At 69.2% G+C, this 20,382-nt stretch carries 18 protein-coding genes and 1 tRNA gene; 9 read left to right on the forward strand and 10 right to left on the reverse strand.

The window, feature by feature from the left end; translation table 11 throughout:
* Nucleotides 1-11 precede the first annotated feature (11 nt).
* The 3 genes from ABT313_RS17775 to ABT313_RS17785 form a co-directional block, all read right to left on the reverse strand.
* Nucleotides 12-485, reverse strand: coding sequence for a hypothetical protein (locus ABT313_RS17775; RefSeq protein WP_350854318.1), 474 nt, complete (start codon nucleotides 483-485; stop codon nucleotides 12-14).
* A gap of 39 nt (nucleotides 486-524) precedes the next feature.
* On the reverse strand, nucleotides 525-641 hold the full coding sequence (locus ABT313_RS17780; RefSeq protein WP_350854321.1) for a sigma factor-like helix-turn-helix DNA-binding protein: 117 nt from the start codon (nucleotides 639-641) through the stop codon (nucleotides 525-527).
* Nucleotides 642-1,158: 517 nt separating this feature from the next.
* Nucleotides 1,159-1,947, reverse strand: a complete 789-nt coding sequence (locus tag ABT313_RS17785) for a PrsW family intramembrane metalloprotease (protein ID WP_350854324.1) — start codon at nucleotides 1,945-1,947, stop codon at nucleotides 1,159-1,161.
* Between the two features lie 145 nt (nucleotides 1,948-2,092).
* On the opposite strand from ABT313_RS17785, the gene ABT313_RS17790 reads away from it, so the two are divergent.
* Complete coding sequence (locus tag ABT313_RS17790) at nucleotides 2,093-5,710, forward strand: S8 family serine peptidase (RefSeq protein ID WP_350854327.1); 3,618 nt, start codon at nucleotides 2,093-2,095, stop codon at nucleotides 5,708-5,710.
* Nucleotides 5,711-5,713: 3 nt separating this feature from the next.
* On the opposite strand, the gene ABT313_RS17795 is transcribed toward ABT313_RS17790, so the two are convergent.
* From ABT313_RS17795 to ABT313_RS17810, 4 genes are all read right to left on the reverse strand, one after another.
* Nucleotides 5,714-6,688 (reverse strand): helix-turn-helix domain-containing protein, encoded by a 975-nt coding sequence (locus ABT313_RS17795; protein WP_350854330.1) that lies wholly within the window; start codon nucleotides 6,686-6,688, stop codon nucleotides 5,714-5,716.
* 288 nt (nucleotides 6,689-6,976) lie between these two features.
* Nucleotides 6,977-8,812 (reverse strand): hypothetical protein, encoded by a 1,836-nt coding sequence (locus ABT313_RS17800; RefSeq protein ID WP_350854333.1) that lies wholly within the window; start codon nucleotides 8,810-8,812, stop codon nucleotides 6,977-6,979.
* On the reverse strand, nucleotides 8,797-9,552 hold the full coding sequence (locus tag ABT313_RS17805; protein WP_350854336.1) for an ABC transporter ATP-binding protein: 756 nt from the start codon (nucleotides 9,550-9,552) through the stop codon (nucleotides 8,797-8,799). The genes ABT313_RS17800 and ABT313_RS17805 overlap by 16 nt, the downstream gene beginning before the upstream one ends.
* Nucleotides 9,553-9,740: 188 nt before the next feature.
* Nucleotides 9,741-9,824: transfer RNA gene (locus tag ABT313_RS17810), tRNA-Leu, on the reverse strand.
* Nucleotides 9,825-9,994: 170 nt separating this feature from the next.
* On the opposite strand from ABT313_RS17810, the gene ABT313_RS17815 reads away from it, so the two are divergent.
* The 6 genes from ABT313_RS17815 to pknB all read left to right on the forward strand — a co-directional run bounded on the left by ABT313_RS17815 (nucleotide 9,995) and on the right by pknB (nucleotide 17,521).
* Nucleotides 9,995-10,825: an FHA domain-containing protein gene (locus tag ABT313_RS17815; RefSeq protein ID WP_350854339.1), complete on the forward strand. Its 831-nt coding sequence runs from the start codon at nucleotides 9,995-9,997 to the stop codon at nucleotides 10,823-10,825.
* A gap of 10 nt (nucleotides 10,826-10,835) precedes the next feature.
* Nucleotides 10,836-11,318 (forward strand): FHA domain-containing protein FhaB/FipA, encoded by a 483-nt coding sequence (locus tag ABT313_RS17820; protein ID WP_350854342.1) that lies wholly within the window; start codon nucleotides 10,836-10,838, stop codon nucleotides 11,316-11,318.
* Nucleotides 11,319-11,328: 10 nt separating this feature from the next.
* On the forward strand, nucleotides 11,329-12,732 hold the full coding sequence (locus ABT313_RS17825) for a PP2C family protein-serine/threonine phosphatase (RefSeq protein WP_350854345.1): 1,404 nt from the start codon (nucleotides 11,329-11,331) through the stop codon (nucleotides 12,730-12,732).
* A complete protein-coding gene (locus ABT313_RS17830; RefSeq protein WP_350854348.1) occupies nucleotides 12,729-14,114 on the forward strand; it encodes an FtsW/RodA/SpoVE family cell cycle protein in 1,386 nt (461 codons plus the stop codon). The genes ABT313_RS17825 and ABT313_RS17830 overlap by 4 nt, the downstream gene beginning before the upstream one ends.
* Entirely contained in the window at nucleotides 14,111-15,565 is a 1,455-nt protein-coding gene (locus ABT313_RS17835) for a peptidoglycan D,D-transpeptidase FtsI family protein (protein ID WP_350854351.1), read from the forward strand. The genes ABT313_RS17830 and ABT313_RS17835 overlap by 4 nt, the downstream gene beginning before the upstream one ends.
* Nucleotides 15,566-15,688: 123 nt before the next feature.
* Nucleotides 15,689-17,521: a Stk1 family PASTA domain-containing Ser/Thr kinase gene (gene pknB, locus ABT313_RS17840; protein ID WP_350854354.1), complete on the forward strand. Its 1,833-nt coding sequence runs from the start codon at nucleotides 15,689-15,691 to the stop codon at nucleotides 17,519-17,521.
* Between the two features lie 53 nt (nucleotides 17,522-17,574).
* Here the strand turns inward: pknB and ABT313_RS17845 are convergent, their stop codons facing one another.
* Together ABT313_RS17845 and ABT313_RS17850 are read right to left on the reverse strand one after the other, a co-directional pair.
* Complete coding sequence (locus ABT313_RS17845) at nucleotides 17,575-18,192, reverse strand: aminodeoxychorismate/anthranilate synthase component II (protein ID WP_350854357.1); 618 nt, start codon at nucleotides 18,190-18,192, stop codon at nucleotides 17,575-17,577.
* Between the two features lie 17 nt (nucleotides 18,193-18,209).
* Entirely contained in the window at nucleotides 18,210-18,980 is a 771-nt protein-coding gene (locus ABT313_RS17850) for a DUF881 domain-containing protein (protein ID WP_350854360.1), read from the reverse strand.
* 101 nt (nucleotides 18,981-19,081) lie between these two features.
* Here ABT313_RS17850 and ABT313_RS17855 point away from each other — a divergent pair, with 101 nt between their 5' ends.
* Nucleotides 19,082-19,342, forward strand: coding sequence for a cell division protein CrgA (locus ABT313_RS17855; RefSeq protein ID WP_130445510.1), 261 nt, complete (start codon nucleotides 19,082-19,084; stop codon nucleotides 19,340-19,342).
* Nucleotides 19,343-19,502: 160 nt separating this feature from the next.
* Here the strand turns inward: ABT313_RS17855 and ABT313_RS17860 are convergent, their stop codons facing one another.
* Entirely contained in the window at nucleotides 19,503-19,790 is a 288-nt protein-coding gene (locus tag ABT313_RS17860; RefSeq protein WP_350854363.1) for an Lrp/AsnC family transcriptional regulator, read from the reverse strand.
* Between ABT313_RS17860 and ABT313_RS17865 the strand changes: the two genes are divergently transcribed.
* Nucleotides 19,767-20,348: a hypothetical protein gene (locus ABT313_RS17865; protein ID WP_350854366.1), complete on the forward strand. Its 582-nt coding sequence runs from the start codon at nucleotides 19,767-19,769 to the stop codon at nucleotides 20,346-20,348. The genes ABT313_RS17860 and ABT313_RS17865 overlap by 24 nt on opposite strands.
* Nucleotides 20,349-20,382 lie beyond the last annotated feature (34 nt).

Genomic DNA, 20,382 nt, shown 5'->3' on the forward strand with positions numbered 1-20,382 from the left:
ACTGATGAGGGTCAGCGCAGCTGGATGGTCCCGATCGGGTTGGTGTCGACGATCGGTTCGGTGGTCTTGGTCGGCTCCGGCAGATCCTCGTAGAGCTGGTACGAACCGGTTGGCAACGGTCCGCCGGTGCAGGACCGGACGTCGATCCGCGCGTCGAGGACATTGGACTGGCGGGGCTGCAGCTCGACCGCCTCCGCCGTCGTGGCAACCGTGGCACGACCGACCATCCGGCCGTCCGCGATCACCGCGATCCACTTGGGCGGCAGGCCGGCGATGAGCGGGCGCGGCAGGCCGCCGCGCGACGGCCGTCGGTGGCGCCGCGGGGGCGACGTCAGCCGGGGTTCCGGTGTTGGCCGGCCGCGCGGCGTACGCGCCGATGGCGACCGCCGCCGCGGCCAGACCAGAGGTCGCGGCCAGTGCGGTCCGGACGCGGCGCCGGCGGCCGATCCGGCGCAGCACGTCGTGCTCCGCCAGTTGCACCGCACCGTCGTCGGCGAGCTCTTGCAGCAAAGCCTTCACGTCAGTCACTTGATGGTCTCCTCGGGTACGGCGAGCCGCTGGGCAAGCTTCGCCCGCGCATCGGCCAGGTGGCGTTTGACATTGCCCTCGGCGCAGTCGAGCTGTTCCGCGATCTGGGGCACCGTGAGGTCCTCGTAGTACCGGAGCACCACGCAGGCGCGCTGCCGAGACCCGCAGCCGGCTGAAGACGCGCAGCAGGGCGTCCTGCACCAGATCGGCCGCGGCGGACGACTCTCCGGTCAGGAGATAGCCGTACGCACGCAGCGCCGCGCCGCGAGTGGCTAGAAGATCCTGGAAGGCTCGTTCCCAGTCGGCCATGGCACCTGTTCCGTCGACTGCACTTGTCAGCCATCAAGACGGACGACGAACCCGAACCGTTGGGGGGTGAGTTTGAACCGGTGGGGCGGTGATCGAGTGAGTGTCGATCATCGCCCCACCTGGGTGGATGGGCCCCCATCAGGCCGTGACTGTCCGCCGCAGCCTGCTTGCCCACCCACCAGCGAGGTACTACTGGCGGGCAGTACCTCACCGACGAGGGTGGCGTGATGGCGGACGCCGTTTACGGACCGTACTCACTCCGGCACGCGTTGTCCATGGCTCGCGACCGCGATCTCACCGTACTGACAAGTCACTGACCCGTCAGGCGGTCACCAGAGCGGCGTCGGTCCGCTGGGCGCGCTTCAACCCGTACAGCAGCAGGCCGATCGAGATCGCGCCGACGACGGCGTACGTGATCTTGCCGCCGATCCCGTCCCAGGTGGTGTGCAGCGCGACGGCCAGCGCGTACATCCCGAGGAAGCCCGCGAAGTGCCTGCCGTTCGGCGCGATCACGAACCGCCAGAGCCCCCAGCAGGCGAGCCCGGTCCAGGCCGCGTGCCCGGCCGGCGACAGCAGCCCGCGGATGAACAGCGTCTGCTCGGCGGCGCCGACGTTCCCGTTCGACTGCAGCAGCGCGACGAACGCGTACCCCATCGTCTCCAGTACGGCGAACCCGGTGCCGACCGCGACGCCGATGACGATCCCGCGCCCGATCGACGTCCGGTACCGGTGCCCGAAGAAGATCACCAGGATCGCCGGTACGACGAGCTTGGCCGCCTCCTCGATCAGCCCGACGCCGAGCATCGGCAGCGTCCCGAGCCGCCGCATCGCGTCGTACTCGAGCAGGCCGGCGACGACAACGCCGACCACGCCGCCGAACAGCACGCAGCCGCCGAGGGTCGGCCCGTCGATCAGCCAGCGCCCGGACCGGCCGGCCGCGAACGTCACGAATGTCAGCGGTACGACGAGCGCACCGAGCAGGATCATCGTCGGGAACAGGTTCGGGTTGCCGGTGTCGGTGAGCACCGCCAGCACCGCGAGATACAGCCCGGCGCCGACCAGGAAGGTCCCCAACCACGCCCACCGACGCACCAACTGCTGTCCGCTCATGTCCTGATGGTGCCGGGTGATGGCGTCCTTGCGCCATGTCGCAGCTACGGCAGTGATGGACAGGGCCGATTGCTGTGACCTGATTGCAAACTCTGTCGGAAGAAGAGGTGGTCCTGCCCCGAACCTCTCGAAGGAGAATCCGCCTATGTCCTCCACCCGCCTCACCGCCGCCACCCTCGCGGCGATGCTGACCCTCGGCGCGCTGTCGGCGATCCCGGCCGGCGCAGCCCCGCCCACGAACCCCGCGGCGGTCAAGACCTCCGCCGTCACACTGATCACCGGCGACGTCGTCGAACTCACCGACGCCGGCGCCGGCAAGAAGGCCGCCACCGTCACGCCGGCACCGGGTCGCGAAGGCGTCTCGTTCCACACCATCGAGGTCGACGGCGGGCTCCGGGTCCTGCCGAGCGACGCCGTCCCGTACATCTCCACCGGCGTCCTCGACGTGGACCTGTTCGACGTCGACGAACTGATCGCCGACGGGTACGGCGCCGCCGCCGAACTCCCGTTGATCGTGAAGGACACCCCCGGCCTCCGGACCGAGCAGAACCTCGCCGGTACGACGACCACCCGCCAGCTCCCGTCGATCGGCGGCCGGGCCGTGGAGGCGGCCAAGGACCAGCTGCCCGCCCTGTGGAAATCGCTGAAGCCCGCCGCGGGTGCCCGCTCGCTGAACAGCGGGATCACGAAGATCTGGCTCGATGCCAAGGTTCGTCCGGTGCTCGACAAGAGCGTCCCGCAGATCGGTGCGCCCGACGCCTGGAAGGCCGGGTACGAAGGCACCGGCGTCGAGGTCGCCGTACTGGACACCGGCGTGGACGCGACGCACCCGGACCTGACCGGCAAGGTCAAGGAGAGCGTCGACTTCTCCGGCAGCCCGAGCGGCACCGTCGACCACTTCGGCCACGGCACCCACGTCGCCGCCACGATCGCCGGCACCGGCGCGGGCGCGGGCGGTACCCGCAAGGGCGTCGCACCGAAGGCCGATCTGCTGGTCGGCAAGGTGCTCGGCGACGACGGCTACGGGTACGACTCCTGGATCATCGCCGGGATGGAGTGGGCCGCGGCCGAAGGCGCCAAGGTCGTCAACATGAGCCTCGGCGGCGAAGCCACCGACGGCACCGACCCGCTCAGCCAGGCCGTCAACGACATCACCGCGCAGACCGGCACGCTGTTCGTCGTTGCTGCCGGCAACGAAGGCCAGGACGAGACGGTCGGTACGCCCGGCGCCGCCGCGGCCGCGCTCACCGTCGGGGCGGTCGACCGCGACGACCGGCTCGCGGACTTCTCCAGCCGTGGACCGCGGCTCGGCGATGCCGGCCTGAAGCCGGAGATCACCGCGCCCGGCGTCGGCATCATTGCCGCCCGCGCGGCCGGCACGATCATGGGCGACCCGGTCGACGAGCTCTACACCTCCGCCTCCGGTACGTCGATGGCGACACCGCACGTTGCCGGCGCGGCCGCACTGCTCGCGCAGCAACACCCGGACTGGAAGGCCGACCAACTGAAGAACGCGCTGGTCAGCACCGCCAAGACGCAGCCTGAGCAGACCGTCTACCAGCAGGGCGCAGGCCGGGTCGACCTGACCCGTGCAGTCGCGCAGAAGGTGACCGCGAGCGGCGTCGCCGACTTCGGCCTGGAGACCGGCACTCGCACGGTGACCTACCGGAACGACTCCGGCGCGCCGATCACGCTGAGCCTGGCTGCTCAGGTCACCAACCTCGACGACAAGCAGCCGGCGACCGGCTTCACCGTGCCCGCGACCGTCACGGTTCCGGCCAACGGCACCGCGGACGTCCCGGTGACCCTCGACCCGGCCAAGGTCGGGCGCGGTCAGTACAGCGGATGGATCGTTGCCACCGGCCCCGACGGCGTCGTCACCCACACCGCGGTCGGCGCGCTCCGGGCCGGTCCGAAGCACAAGGTGACGCTGCGCGCGGTAGGCCTGGACGGGCAGCCCACCGGCGTACCGGTCATCTCGTTGTTCGGCGACAACTCACGGTCCGACGTACTGGCGTGGATCCCGAACGGCGAGTCGTACACGGCCGAGGTCGAGGAGGGCACGTACCTGCTGCACTCGCTGGTCGAGAACTCGGACCCGCAGGACGAGCAGGTCAGCCTGTTCACCGACCCCAACATCGTGGTCAGCAAGGACACCGAGATCGTCATCGACGCGCGGAAGGCGGTCCCGATCACGATCGAGACGCCGAAGCCGTCGGAGCAGCAGGCGGTGCTCAGCTACTACGTGCACCGGGTGTACGCCAACGGCCGCTCGATCAGCCACGGCGTGATGCACTTCAGCACGGTCAAGCAGGTCAACGTCACGCCGACCAAGCCGGTCAAGGACGGCAGCTTCGAGTTCTCCTCCCGCTGGCAACTGGTCGCTCCGCTCGTCCAAGCGGCAGTGCCCGGGGTCCCCGGTCCGCTGGACATCAACCTGCTCCACCAGTCGCCGTCGTACGAAGGCAAGAAGCGGTTCCCGCTCGTCTACGCGGACTCCACGCTCAAGGGCGTGAAGGGCGCGACCGCGGTGCTGGACTCGAGCGAGGACGGCTGGGGCAACGGCAGCGAGCACGACCAGATCGTCGCGGCCGCTCAGGCCGGGGCCGCCGCGGTGATCCTGGTCCGGCCGCCGGACTGGTCCGCCTGGACGGTCTGGCGTCCGGTCGGCGACCGCGAGCCGATTCCGGCGATGGTCACCACGTCCAAGGACGGCCACAAGCTGATCGACCGCGCCCGCAAGGGCCGGGCGACGATCGACCTGACGCTCACCACCTCCAGCCCGTACCTGTACGACGTACAGCAGGTCTCGGCCGGGTCCATCCCGGCCAAGATCGACTACAAGGTGACGCCGGCCAACAGCGCGCGCATCACCACGCGGTACGCCGACAACGGCGGGTTCAACTGGGCCAAGGAGCAGCGGTTCGGCTGGCGTCCGTGGCAGGAGTACTCGTGGAACGACGCCCAGCGGTTCGTGGAGACTCCGAAGGTGCGGGAGGAGTGGGTGACGTCCGGTGACTCGCTCTGGCAGCACCGGGTGCACCACCTCTACACGTGGGACGACATGAACCCGCTGGCCGGCGGGATGACGTCCCTGCCGCGCTCGTACCGGACCGGCACCTCGGACGAGACGTGGTTCGGCCCCGTCGTACGCCCGGCTGCCGCGCCGGGTGTGCAGTCCACGCGTACCGGTGATCGGCTGTCGCTGCGCATCCCGTCGTTTGTCGACGCGGCCGGGCACTACACCGTCGGTGAGACCACTGCGTCGTCGGCGTCGCTCTCCCGTAACGGCGCTGTTGTGGCTGAGCTACCGGACGCGTGGGAGGACGTCATCACCTCCAGCGACGACGCGGCGTACAAGCTCGACCTGACCACCGAGCGCAAGGACACCGAGGGGGAGTGGAACTGGGGTACTCACACCGAGACCTCCTGGGAGTTCCGCTCGGCCAAGCAGCCTGACGACAAGGCTGTGGCGCTCCCGCTGCAGCAGGTCAGCTACACGGTCCCGGTCGACCTGACCGGTCGGGTGGCAGCCCGTACGCACGCCATCAGCTTCGAGTCGTCGCGGGCGACCTCGCTGCTGGCCTGGGCGTCGTACGACGAAGGCAAGACCTGGCAGCGGCTTGTCGTGATCGGTGCCCTCGGCCACTACCTGGCCGTCGTACCGAACGCGCACGACACGGTGTCGTTGAAGGTCGCCGCCACCGGCCCGAACGGCGCCAAGATCACCCAGACAGTGATCCGCGCGTACGGCGTGAAGTAGCGCTCAGAGCCAGTCGCGCTTCGCCGCCTGGAACGCCAGACCGGTCCTGGTATCCACACCTGCCAGAGCCATCAGGCGATCCAGGCGGCGTTGCACTGTTCGGCGGCTGATACCGAGCTGGTTCGCGATGGACTTGTCCGGCACACCAGCCACGAGCAGGGAGAGCAGCAGCCGCTCGGAGTCGTCCAAGCCTTCCGTCGGCTCGGCCTCGTCGGACTGGAGTCGCACAGGTGTCGCCAGCTCCCAGTAGCTCTCGAAGAGCGCCAGCAGTGCGTCCAGGAGCTGGCCGCGGTTGATGATGGCGGCCGACGGTTCCCCGATGCTCTCGTCGTCGCGGACCAGCGGGCAGATCGCGGTCGACCGGTCCACGATCGCGATCCGCACCGGCAACGTCGGCAGGACCCGGGCCTCCTCGCCCCAGCTGACGCCTTCGGCGATCGAGTCGAGCTCGCCGGGCGTCTCGATCAGGGCTCGTTCGTAGATCGCGCGGTACCGCACGCCGCGCGACAGAGCGCCGTACTCCTCGGTGTTCTCGGCGCCCTGCATCGCGAGTGGGTTCGCGCGACAGAACCAGAGGATCTCCTCGCGGGCCGCGTTCTGCAGGTCGCGCAGACGTTCGCGGAGTGTGGTGGCGCCGATGATCACCTCGACCAGGTGGTGTGCGTCGCGGCGACTGGCGCTGGCCCGGAACTCCTCGCTGAGCGCGGCCACGGTCTTCCGGGCGGCCTCGAGCGACTCCTGGCGGCGCAACAGCGTCGTACCGAAGGCCACGTCCGGCGGCAGCGGGCTGAAGACCGGCTCGTCGGCTGCCTGGACCGTGACGAGTCCCTTCGCCTGCAGTCGCTGCAGGACCTCGTCAGCCTCGTGCTGCGGGAGCTCGGCGACCTCTGCGAGCTCCGCGGCCCGCGCCGCGGACAGGCCGACCAGCAGCCGGTAGGTCTGCTCCTCCCGCGCATCGAGCAACGAGCCGTCCTGCATTCCACCCCACCTCCGGGCCCCACCCTTTCAGGAATCCGGCACTTTCCTATTGGCACTGTTCAGCCACGACACTGCCGTGCCATCACGGAAAGGTTGAACACCCGTCACTTTCCGGTCAGACGCCAGCGGAACTCGCCGCCGCCGAGCTACCCGCCCTGGAGAGAGAACCGATGATGAGCTTGACCGACTACGCCGGGATCGCCGGCCTGTTCGCCGCGGCCGCAGTTGCTGTCTGGATGCTGCGCAACCACCGAACCGTCGCCCCGACCGCCCGGCATCGAGGCGCGCCTAGCCTGCGGCTGCCGCGACCGACGCACCCGGAGCGCGCTTCTTCGCGCGGTAGTAGGTAAGCCCGCCGAACGCGTACATCGACAGGCCCAACGCGGCCATCAGCACGATCACGACCCACTGCCACGGTCCGGTCTGGTAGAGCGCCAGGAACCAGGACCGCGTGTCGTCGTTCCCGGTCAGCTTGAAGATCGCCGGTACGACGGCCTGCGGGAACAGCGGGATCGCCGCGAACCCGAGGCAGAAGCCGGCCGCGGTCCGCTTCCACTTGGGCAGTGCGTCGAGCCCTGCTGTCTTCTTCGCCTGCTCGCCGGGCGACCGGCCGTGCCTGAGTAGCGTGAGGAGCTCGGGCCCCCTCTTGTCGAGACGCCGGGCCGCCACGCGACCGAAGTACCACCAGGCGATGACGCCGGACACGAGGCCGACCGGCACACCCCACCAGCCGGTGTAGAGCGCCACTATCAGGGCCGGGGCACAGGTCGATGCGACCAGCACGAGCATCACGTAGACGATGCCCATCGTCTCGCCCTCGTTCTCACCGGAGTTCAGCGGATTGCCGGACCTCTTGTGCGCATCAGTCGTCGGTACGGCGGCGTACACCGAGCTGGCCACGACCAGACCGGCCGCACCACCGAGCAGTGCGGGCAGGACGCTCAGCACGAGCGGCCAGGCACTGGCGTAGCCGGACCACCACGTCAGCAACAGGGTGATGACCAGCGTGATCGGACCGAAGACCAGCAGGAACGCACGCTGGCGGGCGCGCACATCAGGCCCGTTGGCGCCGGGCGTCATCAGCGTGCTCCACAGCGCCGTACCGTCCGCGCCATAGAGGTTGGCTGACATCGCAGCGGCCATGACGACGGCGGCAGGACCAGCCCAGGGCAGCATGGCCTTCCAGCCGAGTGCCAGCGGCATCATGCAGAAGAACAGGCCATAGCTGATCGCGAAGACCGCCTTGTGGCCGTAGAGCAGGTCACGGGTCCAGGAGCGCAGTTCCTTGGCAGCTGCGCCACTCCGCGGATCGGTCCCGCTCAGGGGGCGTCTGACCTTGCCTCCGGCTCTCGACGCAGTAGTCCGGCGTACAAGCAGCGCAGACCAGGCCACGAGCATCAGCGCGCCCAGCACGACCAGACCGGCGAGTGCTGCGAGCACTCTGAGCCAGTCACCACGTCCGGCGGCTTCCACGGCCACCAGACCCCAGCCAGACGGTGCGATCCGCGCAGCCTTGGCCAACGTGCCCTGTACGTCGGTGGACACGAACGCCACGATCAGCGCCCAGCCCTGCGCCGTGAACGCGAGAATGAACGCGTTGACCAGCGCTGCGATCACCGCACCGGCCCGCACCTGCAGCAGTACGCCGTACACCGCGACGGCGAGCCGGGACGCGAGGATGAAGCAGAAGAGCTGGAGCAGTAGTGCCGGCACGGCGACCAGAGCGGCAGCGACGTTCGCACCTGTGATGACGAGACTGAGCAGAGCGATCAGGCTGATGATCGGGGCGACGCCGGCCAGCGCAGCCACCAGCAGGCCGGTGGACAGCGTGCGCGGCGGCAGCGGCATCATCGTGAAGTACTCCGGCTTGAGCGTCTCGTCGCCACCGCCCGCGAACAGCGGACCGACCACCCAGCCGAGCATCCAGACCGCGAGCACCACGGCCAGTACGTCGTTGTCGCCTCTCGCCGCGACCCAGAGCGTCCCGCCCGCCAGCACCAGGCCGACGAACCCGCCGGTGACGATCCAGGTCAGGCGGAGCTGATCCCTGAGCGCATGCCGGAACGCGGCCAGCCGCATCCGGACCAGCGTGTGCGAGGTGTTGTACGTCAGTGCGAGAGCCACGTCAGACCGTCCGCTCCCCGCGTCGACGCGCCGACCAGCGACACGAACGCATCCTCCAGCGTGCCGCCGGCCTGCACCTCGGAAACGGTGCCTGCGGCAACTACCTTGCCGTCGGCGACCACCGCGACGCGGTCACACAGCTGCTCGACCAGCGCCATCACGTGACTCGACATCACCACCGAGCCGCCGCCGGCGATGAACCGGTGCAGGATGGTCCGGATCGTCGCCGCCGACACCGGATCGACCGCCTCGAAAGGCTCGTCCAGCACCAGCAGCCGCGGCGCATGCAGCAGCGCGACCGCGAGCCCGAGCTTCTTCCGCATCCCGGTCGAGTACCCGATCACCTGTTTGTCGTCCTCGTGATCGAGCTCGAGCACCTCCAGCAGCTCGCCGGTCCGCCGCTGCACCTCGTCCTCCGGCAGACCCCGCAACAGCCCGAGGTACGTCAGCACCTCGCGCCCGGTCAGCCGCTCCGGCATCCCCAACCCGTCCGGCAACACCCCGACCAGCGCCTTCGCCTTGACCGGCTCCCGCCAAACATCCACCCCGAAGATCCGCGCCGTCCCCCCGTCCGGCCGCAACAACCCCACCGCCATCGACAACGACGTCGTCTTCCCAGCCCCGTTAGGCCCCAACACCCCGAAGAACGACCCGGCCGGCACAGTCAGACTCAACCCGCCAACAGCCCGCTCATCCCCAAACACCTTCCTGAGCCCCACCAACTCGAGTGCTTGCTCCATACCCAGCAGCCTCCCACCCGCCAACCCCGCAGGTCGTCAGTCCACCGACCGACCCGCCCGGTCAACCGATCGGCTGACCAGAGGCCCCGACTCCCCACCGGCCTATGCCGGAACGCCGGGCGTGAGGATCAGCACAGGGCCCGGGAAAAGACGAAGTCCCGGTCGTGTCGACCGGGACTCTCGTGTTGTGCGCGAGGGGGGAGTTGAACCCCCACGCCCTTTCGGGCACACGGACCTGAACCGTGCGCGTCTGCCTATTCCGCCACCCGCGCGCAGTCGCCGGATGGTGCTCCCGGCGACGAGAAGGAACATTAGCACGGGTTGTCCGGGTGCTTCACATTGCGGGTTCGGTCGAACCTCCCGATACGATCGATCGTCGTACCCGGTGTGTCCGCCTCGACCGGTGGACGATCTTTGGCGTACTGACCGTGGAGGAGGAGGCGTGCGACCGTTACAGCGCTTCGAGCGACGCCTGGAAGGCATTGTCAGCGGTGTCTTCGCGCGCGCTTTCAAGGGTGACGTCGAGCCGATCGAACTCGCGGCTGCTCTCAAGCGTGAGATCGACAACACCGCGCGGATCCTGTCCCGGGACCGGCGGCTGGTGCCGAACCACTTCGTCGTCGAGCTCGGGCCGGACGACTTCGAGCGGCTGAACGCCTACGGCCGGACCCTGAACCACGAGCTCGCCAACGAGCTGCGGGACCACGCCGACATCCAGCGGTACACGTTCTCCGGGCCGATCGACATCGAGCTGGTTCAGCAGGACGACCTCCCGACCGGTAAGTTCCGGGTGGTCAGCGAGACGGTCGGGACGCCACAGCGTCGCCCGGCCGCCTATCAGCAGCCCGAGCCCCAGCCCTACCAGCAGGAGCCCTACGTGCCGCCCGAGCCGGTCAGCCCGCCGCAGCCCCAGTACCAGCAGCAGCCGTCCCCGCGCCGCGGTCACCCGCAGGTGATGCTCGAGGTGAACGGGCGTCGCCGCCCGGTCAACCCGCCCGGCGTCGTGCTCGGCCGCGGTACCGACGCGGACATCCAGATCAACGACCCCGGTGTTTCCCGCCGGCACGCCGAGATCCGGCTGATGCCGGAAGGCCCGGACGGTATTCGCGTCGTGCTTGTCGACCTGGGCTCCACCAACGGCACGCTGGTCAACGGCCGCCGCAGCACGGAGGCCGAGCTGGTCGACGGTTCGACGGTGCGGATCGGCAACACGACCATGACGCTGCGTCTCGCGGACGAGCCGATGGCCCAGCCGCCGAGCAGCGGGTGGTGACCGGAAGTCCATGTCGGAACTGACCCTGACCCTGATCAAACTGGGGTTCCTGGCCCTGTTGTGGATGTTCGTCCTGGCGGTGCTGTCCGTGATCAGGTCCGACCTGTTCGGCGCCAAGGTGGACAGCCGGGCCGCGGCGGCCGCCGTACCGCAGAGCACCCGGACGCCGAAGACCGCCAAACCGGCCAAGAAGCGCAAGGGCCTGCCCGCGTCGGTGACGATCGCGGACGGGCCGCAGGCCGGTGTCGGCGCCTCGCTGACCGAGGAGCCGGTGATCATCGGCCGCGGTTCGGACTGCCAGATCCGGCTCGACGACGACTACTCCTCCACCCGGCACGCCCGGTTGTTCCTGTCCGAGGGCCAGTGGTGGGTCGAGGATCTCGGCTCCACCAACGGCACGTACCTTGACGGCCAGCGGGTGACCCGCCCGGTCCCGGCCGAGATCGGCGGTTCGATCCGGATCGGCCGGACGACGCTGAACATCGCGAAGTAGGCCTGCCTCGATGACCCTGTCGCTCGACTACGCCACACTGTCCGACGTCGGACGGGTGCGCCGCAACAACGAGGACTCGGCGTACGCCGGTCCGCACCTGCTGCTGCTCGCCGACGGAATGGGCGGCGCCGCGGCCGGTGAGGTGGCCAGCGCGGCGGCGGTCCAGGTGATCCGGCGGCTGGACACGCCCGAGATCGGCGGCGAGGACATGATCGAGGCGCTGGCCGGCGCCGTCCACCGGGCCAACGAGCGGCTGTCCGAGCTGGTCGAGGAGGACCCCGAGCGCGAGGGCATGGGCTCGACCGTCACCGCGCTGATGTTCGACGGCAAGCAGCTCGGCCTGGCGCACCTCGGCGACTCCCGGGCGTACCGGATGCGCGACGGGGTCCTGTACCAGCTGAGCCACGACCACACCTTCGTGCAGTCGCTGGTCGACGAGGGCCGGATCTCCCAGGAGGAGGCCTTCACCCACCCGCACCGCAACCTGATCCTGCGCGTGCTCGACGGCCGCCCGGACTCCGATCCGGACCTGGAGATCCTCGACGTCCGGGCCGGCGACCGGCTGATGCTGTGCAGCGACGGCCTGCCCGACTACGTGAGCGACGAGGTGATCGCCGCCTCGATGGCCTCCGGTACGCCGGATTCCGTCGTGGTCGAGCTGATCACGCACGCCCTCGAGGCGGGCTCGAACGACAATGTCACCTGCGTGGTCGCCGACGTCGTCGAGACCGAGCCCGCGAGCGGCGTCCAGCCCCAACTGGTGGGTGCGGCCGCCGAGCTGGCCCAGGGCAGCACAGGCCGCGGCGAGCCCACGGTCGCGATCCGCACCGGCGGCAGCGGGCACGGCGGCGGTGGCCACGGCGGCCATGGCGCAGGGCTCGACCCGGAGGAGCTGCGGTACGCGCCGCGTCCGCCGAAGCGGTTCCCGTGGCTGCGGCGGATCGCCGTGCTCGTGATCATCCTCGGGCTGATCGGCGGCGGCGGCTGGTTCGCCTACAGCTGGACCCAGAAGCAGTACTACGTCGGCAGCGACGGCGACTACGTCGCGATCTTCAAGGGTGTCGAGGCGGATCTGCCGGGTATCGATCTGTCGAAGGTCTACGAGCGGCAGTCGCTGCAGGTCGACAAGCTCCCGACGTACAGCCGTGAGCAGGTGGAGGGCAACATCCAGGCGGACAACCTCGCCGGTGCCCGGTCGATCGTCGCCGAGCTGCAGCAGACAGCTGCCGAGTGCGCCGCGAAGACCAAGCCGACGCCCACCCCGACGCCGAAGCCGAGTACGCCGCCCGTGTCCAAGCCGCCGGTCTCCAAGCCGCCGGTGACGACCCCGGTCGTGCGCCCGTCGACGACACCGACCAGCCCGGGCAGCACGGCGACACCTGACAACCCCGACGACTGCGACGGCGTCCGATGAGCATCGCCTCCACGTCCGTCATCCAGATCATTCCGCGCACCCGGCGCGGGGTGGAGCTGTTCCTGCTCGTGATCGCGGTCGGAGTCTCGGTCGCCGCCTACGTCAACATCGGCATCACCGCCCAGGACGGCGTCCCGGCCAGCACCGGCCTGTACGCCGCCGGGATCGGGCTGCTGGCCCTGATCGCCCATCTCGCGCTGCGGTTCCGGGCGCCGTACGCCGACCCGGTCATCCTGCCGTGCGCCGTTCTGCTGAACGGGCTCGGCGTCGCGATGATCCACCGCATCGACCTCGGGCTGACGGCGATCGGCCGGACCCGGGGCGTACCGTTCGCGCCGCAGCAGATCACCTGGACGGCGGTCGGCGTGGTCGGGTTCCTCGCCGTCATCCTCGTGATCCGGGACCACCGGCGACTGCAGGCCTTCACCTACACGCTCGGCCTGGCCGGTCTGGTCCTGCTCGTGCTGCCACTCGTTCCGGGCATCGGCGCGAACGTCAACGGCGCCCCGATCTGGATCCGCGTCGCCGGGATGTCGTTCCAGCCCGGCGAGTTCGCCAAGGTCTGCCTGGTCATCTTCTTCGCCGGCTACCTGGTCGTGAAGCGCGATGTCCTCACCCTGGCCGGTCGCCGCTTCCTCGGTCTGGACCTGCCGCGGGCCCGCGACCTCGGGCCGATCCTGATCGCCTGGCTGGTCAGCCTGGGAGTCCTGGTCTTCGAGAGCGACCTCGGTTCTTCACTGCTGTTCTTCGGCCTGTTCCTGTTCCTGCTGTACGTGTCGACCGAGCGGGCCGGCTGGCTCATCATCGGTGGTCTGCTGTTCGCCGGCGGTGCGTACTTCGCCTATGCGACGTTCGGCCACGTGCACCGCCGGGTGACCGACTGGCTGGACCCGTGGGCGATCGACGGCGGCCAGGTGAAACTCGGCCTGATGGGTCAGGCCTGGGGCGGGATCCTCGGCCGCGGGCTCGGCCAGGGCCATCCCGAGGCCACCCTCTACGCGAACAGCGACATGATCATCTCCTCGATGGCCGAGGAGCTGGGACTGACCGGGCTGATCGCGATCATCCTCATCTACACGCTGATCATCGAGCGCGGTCTGCGCACGGCGCTCGGCTGCCGGGACATCTTCGGCAAGCTGATCGCGACCGGCCTGGCGATGTCGTTCGCGCTGCAGGTGTTCGTGATCGTCGGCGGCGTGACCGGGCTGATCCCGCTGACCGGTCTGGCCACCCCGTTCATGGCCCTCGGCGGTACGTCGCTGGTCGCGAACTGGGCGATCATCGCGCTGCTGCTGCGGATCAGCGACCAGGCCCGGCGGCCGCAGACCCCGGCCGCTCCCGTGTCCGACGAAACGATCGCGATGGCGGTGCAGAAACAGTGAACTCGGCAATCCGGCGGTTGGCTGTCGCAGCGATCATCCTGATGCTCGCGCTGATGGCGAACTCGACGTACCTGCAGGCCTTCCGGGCCAACGAGATCAACGGCCGCAACGACAACAACCGGGTCCGCGACTCGCAGTTCTCGGTGAACCGCGGCCCGATCCTGATCGGCAGTACGCCGGTCGCGCAGAGCAAGCCATCCAACGACCGGTTCAAGTACCAGCGGACGTACCCGTCCGGGCCGGTGTACGCGCCGGTGACCGGCTTCTACTCGTACCGGTTCGGCCGCGGCGGGATCGAGCTGACGATGAACTCCGAGCTGAACGGCTCGGACCCGTCGATGGCGTTCCGGCGGATCATCGACGTGATCAGCAACCGGCCGCAGCAGGGCGGCAGCGTCACGTTGACGCTGAACGCGGCGGCCCAGCAGGCGGCGTACAAGGGGCTGGGCTCGAAGATCGGCGCCGTGGTGGCGATCGAGCCGAAGACCGGCAAGATCCTGGCGATGGCGACCACGCCGTCGTACGACCCGAACCGGCTCGCCTCGCACGACAGCGCCAAGGTCGACGCGGCCTGGAAGAGCCTCAACGAGGACAAGGACCGGCCGCTGTCGAACCGGGCGGCGCAGGAGCTCTACCCGCCGGGCTCGACGTTCAAGCTGGTGACCGCGGCCGCGGCGCTGTCCAGCGGCAAGTACACGCCGGAGACCAAGGTGAACTCGCCGGCCGAGCTGCCGCTGCCGCAGACCACCGTTCCGCTGGTGAACGAGGACGGCAAGAACTGCGGCGGCAGCAACAACGCGACGCTGACGATCGCGCTGCGCTACTCCTGCAACACGGCGTACGGCAGTGTCGGCATGGCCCTCGGCGCGGACGCGCTGCGCGAGCAGGCCGCCAAGTTCGGTTTCGGCGCGCGGCCGCTGGCCGAGCTGCCGAGCGTGGCCACCAGCCAGTTCCCCGGCGACCCGAACGAGCCGCAGACCGCGCAGTCCGCGATCGGCCAGTTCGACGTCCGGGCGACGCCGCTGCAGATGGCGATGGTCGCGGCCGGGATCGCGAACAAGGGCGAGGTGATGAAGCCGTACCTCGTCCAGAACGTGAAGACCCCGGACCTGAAGACGGTCTCGGAGACCAAGCCGGAGTCGCTGCACCAGGCGGTCACCCCGCAGGTCGCGTCCCAGCTGACCGCGATGATGGTCGACGTCGTCAACAACGGCACCGGCAAGCCGGGTCAGATCAGCGGCGTCCAGGTGGCCGGCAAGACCGGTACGGCACAGACCGCGAAGGACCGCCCGCCGTTCGCCTGGTTCACCGCGTTCGCACCGGCCGACGACCCGAAGATCGCGGTCGCGGTGCTGATCGAGAAGGCCGATATCGCCCGCGACGACATCGCCGGCGGCAAGCTCGCCGCGCCGATCGCCAAGTCGGTGATGGAGGCGGTGCTGAGCCAATGAGCACGATACGGAATGATGCCGTCACGGCGCGTCTTTCCAACGGGGAACCACGTGTGGCGGCCGCTACCGTGGGCAAGTTGAGTGTGTTTTTGTGTCTCACAGACAGGTTGGAAGGCTGAGGTCATGACATCGCAGGCACGTCTCGTCGGCGGCCGATACGAAGAAGGCGAACCGCTCGGCCGCGGCGGCATGGCCGAGGTCCGCAGGGGTGTGGACAACCGGCTCGGCCGGTCGGTGGCCATCAAGCGGCTGCGGGTCGACCTGGCCAGTGACGCCACCTTCCAGGCCAGGTTCCGCCGGGAGGCCCAGTCGGCCGCCTCGCTCAACCACCCGACCATCGTCTCGGTGTACGACACCGGCGAGGAGCCCGATCCAAACGGCTCCGGCGTCACGATCCCGTACATCGTGATGGAACTCGTCACCGGCAAAACACTGCGGGACCTGATCCGCGAAGGCCGCAAGATCATGCCGGAGCGGGCGCTGGAGATCACCTCCGGTGTGCTCGAGGCGCTCGACTACAGCCACCGGGCCGGCATCGTGCACCGCGATATCAAGCCCGGGAACGTGATGCTGACCCCGCAGGGTCAGGTCAAGGTGATGGACTTCGGTATCGCCCGCGCGGTCGCCGACACGTCCTCCACGATGACCCAGACCGCGGCCGTGATCGGCACCGCGCAGTACCTGTCCCCGGAGCAGGCCCGCGGCGAGACCGTCGACGCCCGCTCCGACCTGTACTCGACCGGCTGCCTGCTGTACGAACTGCTCACCGGGCGTCCGCCGTTCGTCGGTGAGTCGCCGGTGTCGGTGGCCTACCAGCACGTCCGGGAGCAGCCGCTGCCGCCGTCGTCGTTCGACCCGGACATCCCGCCGGAGGTCGACGCGGTCGTCCTGAAGGCGCTGGCGAAGAACCGCGAGGAGCGGTACCAGAGCGCCGCCGAGATGCGCGCCGACATCCACCGGGTGCTGGCCGGCCAGCAGGTGACCGCGCCGATGGCCGCGGTCGCAGAGACCCGGGCGATGGCGCCGACCGCGGTCGCGCCGGCTGCCACCCAGGCCTACCGCCAGACCGCGGGCAACGACATCCTCCCGCCGGGCGGCGACGACCTGGAGGAGGACGACGGGCGGTCGCGGCGCAACCGCGGCCTGGCGTACTTCCTGCTCGGTCTGGCGATCGTCGCGGTCGCCGTCGGGGCGTACGCGCTGTTCACCAACATGGGCAAGGACAACAACGGCGGCGGTGGCAACACCCCGGTCGCGAAGGTCGCCGTCCCGGATGTCAGCGGCAAATCGGTCGCCGACGCGACCGCCTTGCTGACCGACAAGGGTCTGAAGTTCGCGCAAGGACCGTCCGAGACCAGCGACACGGTCGGCCGCGGATCCGCGATCCGGCAGACCCCCACGGCCGGGACCGAGGCCCAGCAGGGTTCGGTCGTCACCGTCGTGTTCTCGTCCGGGCGGAGCGCGTTCCCGGTGCCGGACGTGATCGGCAAGTCGGAGTCCGCCGCTCGCAAGGCGCTCGAAGGCACGTCCGCGAACTTCAAGGTCAAGGACAAGGTCGTCGAGCAGGACAGCGAGGAGAAGAAGGGCATCGTCCTCGCGGTCAGCCCGGACCCGAACGGGCAGTACCCGTCGGGTCAGGAGTTCACCCTGACCGTGTCGAGCGGCAAGACCCAGGTCGACGTACCGAACGTCGTCACCCAGTCGTACGACGACGCGAAGCTGACGCTCGAGCAGGCCGGCTTCCGGGTCGGGTACGTGTTCGGCAACGACCCGAACGCCGCCGACGGCCAGGTGCTGCAGCAGTCCCTGAAGGCCGGCAGCAAGGCGCCGAAGGGCTCGTTGATCACGCTGACCGTCAACAAGCAGGAGGAGCCGAGCTCCCCGCCGCCGAGCCAGCCGACGGACACGCCGCCGCCCAGCACTCCCACCTCGCCGGGCATCACGATCGGCGGATGAGACAACAGAACCCCCCGGGGCGACCGCCCCGGGGGTTCTTTCGTTTTCGGGTTCTAGCTGACGACCGGGGCCAGGCCGACCGAGCGCGCGACCGCGTCCTGGTCGCCGCAGATCGCGAGCCAGTTGGCGAGCATCCGGTGGCCGCCCTCGGTCAGCACCGACTCCGGGTGGAACTGCACGCCTTCGACCGGGAGGTCGCGGTGCCGGGCGGCCATGATCACGCCGGCCTCGGTGCGGGCGGTCACCTGCAGCTCGTCCGGCACGGTGTCCTGGGCGATCGCGAGCGAGTGGTACCGGGTTGCGGTGAACGGCGACGGGAGCCCGGACAGCACGCCGGCGCCCTCGTGGAACACCTGGCTGGTCTTCCCGTGCAGCAGCTCGTCCGCGCGGCCGACGACACCGCCGTACGCCACGCCGATCGCCTGGAGACCGAGGCAGACCCCGAAGATCGGGACCACGCCGCCCTTCTCCTTCACGATGTCGACGCAGGCGCCGGCTTCTTCCGGCGTACCGGGGCCGGGCGACAGCAGGACGCCGTCGAACTCACCGGCCTGGTCTGGGGTGACTTCGTCGTTGCGCAGCACCGTGGTGTCGGCCTGCAGTTGCTGCAGGTACTGCACCAGGTTGTAGACGAAGGAGTCGTAGTTGTCGACGACGAGGATCCGCGGCATGCGGACCATTGTGACAGCTACCTGCCGGTGACCGATGGGCTGGCCGACGGGGTCTGTGGATAACCGGGGACGGTGGCGCTCTGGAGGTCCAGCGTGCCTTCGTACGCCGGCATCGAGATCGAGCCCTCGCTCTTCACGTCGTACCCGAGCTGGAACTTCACCACGTAGTCCTGCAGGTTCTCGATGTACTGCGAGTCGTCGAGCGCCTTTTGCAGCTTCCGCCGGTCGCCGATCGCGCTGATCGTGTACGGCGGGAGGTACGGAACACCGTGCAGTACGACGGAGTTGCCGACGCACTTGACGCCGGTGGTGGAGATGACGCGCTGGTTCTGGATCGTCATCGCCTCGGCGCCGCCGGCCCACAAAGCGTTGACGACGGCCTGGATGTCCTGCTGGTGGATGACCAGCCAGTTCTCGTCGACGTCCGGGTTCTCCTTGACCACCTCGGGCGGTGCGTCCCGGAGGGTGACGGTCAGCCCCGGGCCGACGACCGGGCGGGTGCCGACCTGCTCGGACAGATCCTCGAACTGCTTGGCCAGCTTCGGGTCGATCGAGCCCTGCTGCGCCTGCAGCGCCTCGATGTCGTGGGTCAGGGCCGCGTGCTGCCGGACCAGGGTGGCGCTGCGGCGACTCTGTTCCTCCACCAGGCCCGCGAGCGTAGTGTTGCGACTGGGCCGCAGGTCCGTGCCACGGGCGTTGGTGGCACTGGTCGCGAACAGCAGACCGGCGCACAGCAGCGCCAGCGGCGCCCCTACGCGCCACAGCGAAATCCGCCTCAACCTACGCACCCGTGATCTCCACATTGCTCTCTGCACTACGCTAACCCGGACCGGACCCGCACAGGTCGTAGCGGTCAGCTTATGCGTCCGTCCTTACAAGGAGTTCAGTCGTGCCCGAGTCGAGCAGTCGCAACAAGAAGAAGACCGAGAAGGTCAAGGTCGAGAAGACCCCGAAGAGGCCGCGTACCACCAGCCGCGTGTGGGTCGCGCCGCTGATGCTGTTCTGCTGGCTGCTCGGTCTCGCCTGGCTGGTCGTCTTCTACGTGGCCGGCCAGGACATCCCGGTGATGAAGGATCTCGGCAACTGGAACCTGCTGATCGGCATGGGCCTGATCGCGGTCGGGTTCGTCGTCTCCACACAGTGGGTCTGACACCGGTCACCGGAGAGTTATCCACACCCGTATCCCCAGCTGTGCACACCGATTCGGGCGAGTTATCCCCAAGCTGACTGTTACTTCTCCACCAAAACCGCCCCGAAATCGCTCAAATCTGTGGATAAGTCAGGTTTGAGCGAATGAGTTTCCACACTGTTCACGTTGGCAGCGGCCGGTTGTCCACGACCTTCTTCATCACGATCGTCGAGGTCATCCGCTGGACACCCGGCAGCCGCGCCAGCCGTTCGTCGCGCAGCCGCTGGAAGCTCGCGATGTCGGCCGTCGCAACCCGGACGAAGTAGTCCGGCTCGCCGAACAGCCGCTCCGCGTGCACCACCTCCGGGATCTGCTCGAGCCCGGCCTCGAACCCGGCCACCGACTCCTCCCGATCCATCGTGACCGCGAGCAGCACCTCGAACCCATGCCCGACCGCCCCCGGATCCACCACAGCCCGATACCCGGAGATCACGCCGCCGCGATCCTCAAGCTCCGCCGGACCGGCGACACGGCTGGCGTCTCGTGGTCCTGGGCGACGCTGACGAGCGTCAACAATGCGGCCTGGTTCTGCTACTTCATGGCCTCCGGTTACTGGACCGCGAGCCTGCCCTCGACAGCCGCGAGCACCCTGGCGGGGACCGTCTCGGTGATGCTCGTACGCCGCGGCGCCCTCAACCGCCGCGCGATCCGCTGGATCTGCACGTGGGTCGGCCTGCTCGTGCTCGCGGCGGCGGTCGGTGGGCGGGTCGGGCTGGGGACCCTCCTCGCCGGCGCCTCGATAGTCCAGGTCGCACCTTCCCTGTGGACGGCGTACCGCACCGCTCATCCGACCGGCATCTCGAAGAGCACCTGGGCCCTCGTCTGTGGCGAGCTGTCCTGCTGGCTCGTCTTCGGCCTGTGGAAAACCGATCCCCGGCTGATCACGCTCGGGACGACCGGCGTGCTGGCCGGCGTGCTCATGCTCGCTCGGGCGCAACAGGCGGGCGTAGTGTCGAAGCAGGGGTAGCTGGGGCGACCTGGGGGGAGACCGGGGAGGGGTC

It is taken from the genome of Kribbella sp. NPDC000426, assembly GCF_040300265.1.
Taxonomy (GTDB): Bacteria; Actinomycetota; Actinomycetes; order Propionibacteriales; family Kribbellaceae; genus Kribbella.

Bases quoted from the DNA above. Each gene is read 5' to 3' on its own strand.
- ABT313_RS17790 (WP_350854327.1), top strand. From the start codon at position 2,093: ATGTCCTCCACCCGCCTCACCGCCGCCACCCTCGCGGCGATGCTGACC.
- ABT313_RS17830 (WP_350854348.1), top strand. From the start codon at position 12,729: ATGAGCATCGCCTCCACGTCCGTCATCCAGATCATTCCGCGCACCCGG.
- ABT313_RS17865 (WP_350854366.1), top strand. From the start codon at position 19,767: ATGCCCGACCGCCCCCGGATCCACCACAGCCCGATACCCGGAGATCAC.
- ABT313_RS17785 (WP_350854324.1), bottom strand. From the start codon at position 1,947: ATGAGCGGACAGCAGTTGGTGCGTCGGTGGGCGTGGTTGGGGACCTTC.
- pknB (WP_350854354.1), top strand. From the start codon at position 15,689: ATGACATCGCAGGCACGTCTCGTCGGCGGCCGATACGAAGAAGGCGAA.
- ABT313_RS17845 (WP_350854357.1), bottom strand. From the start codon at position 18,192: ATGCCGCGGATCCTCGTCGTCGACAACTACGACTCCTTCGTCTACAAC.
- ABT313_RS17820 (WP_350854342.1), top strand. From the start codon at position 10,836: ATGTCGGAACTGACCCTGACCCTGATCAAACTGGGGTTCCTGGCCCTG.
- ABT313_RS17795 (WP_350854330.1), bottom strand. From the start codon at position 6,688: ATGCAGGACGGCTCGTTGCTCGATGCGCGGGAGGAGCAGACCTACCGG.
- ABT313_RS17825 (WP_350854345.1), top strand. From the start codon at position 11,329: ATGACCCTGTCGCTCGACTACGCCACACTGTCCGACGTCGGACGGGTG.
- ABT313_RS17805 (WP_350854336.1), bottom strand. From the start codon at position 9,552: ATGGAGCAAGCACTCGAGTTGGTGGGGCTCAGGAAGGTGTTTGGGGAT.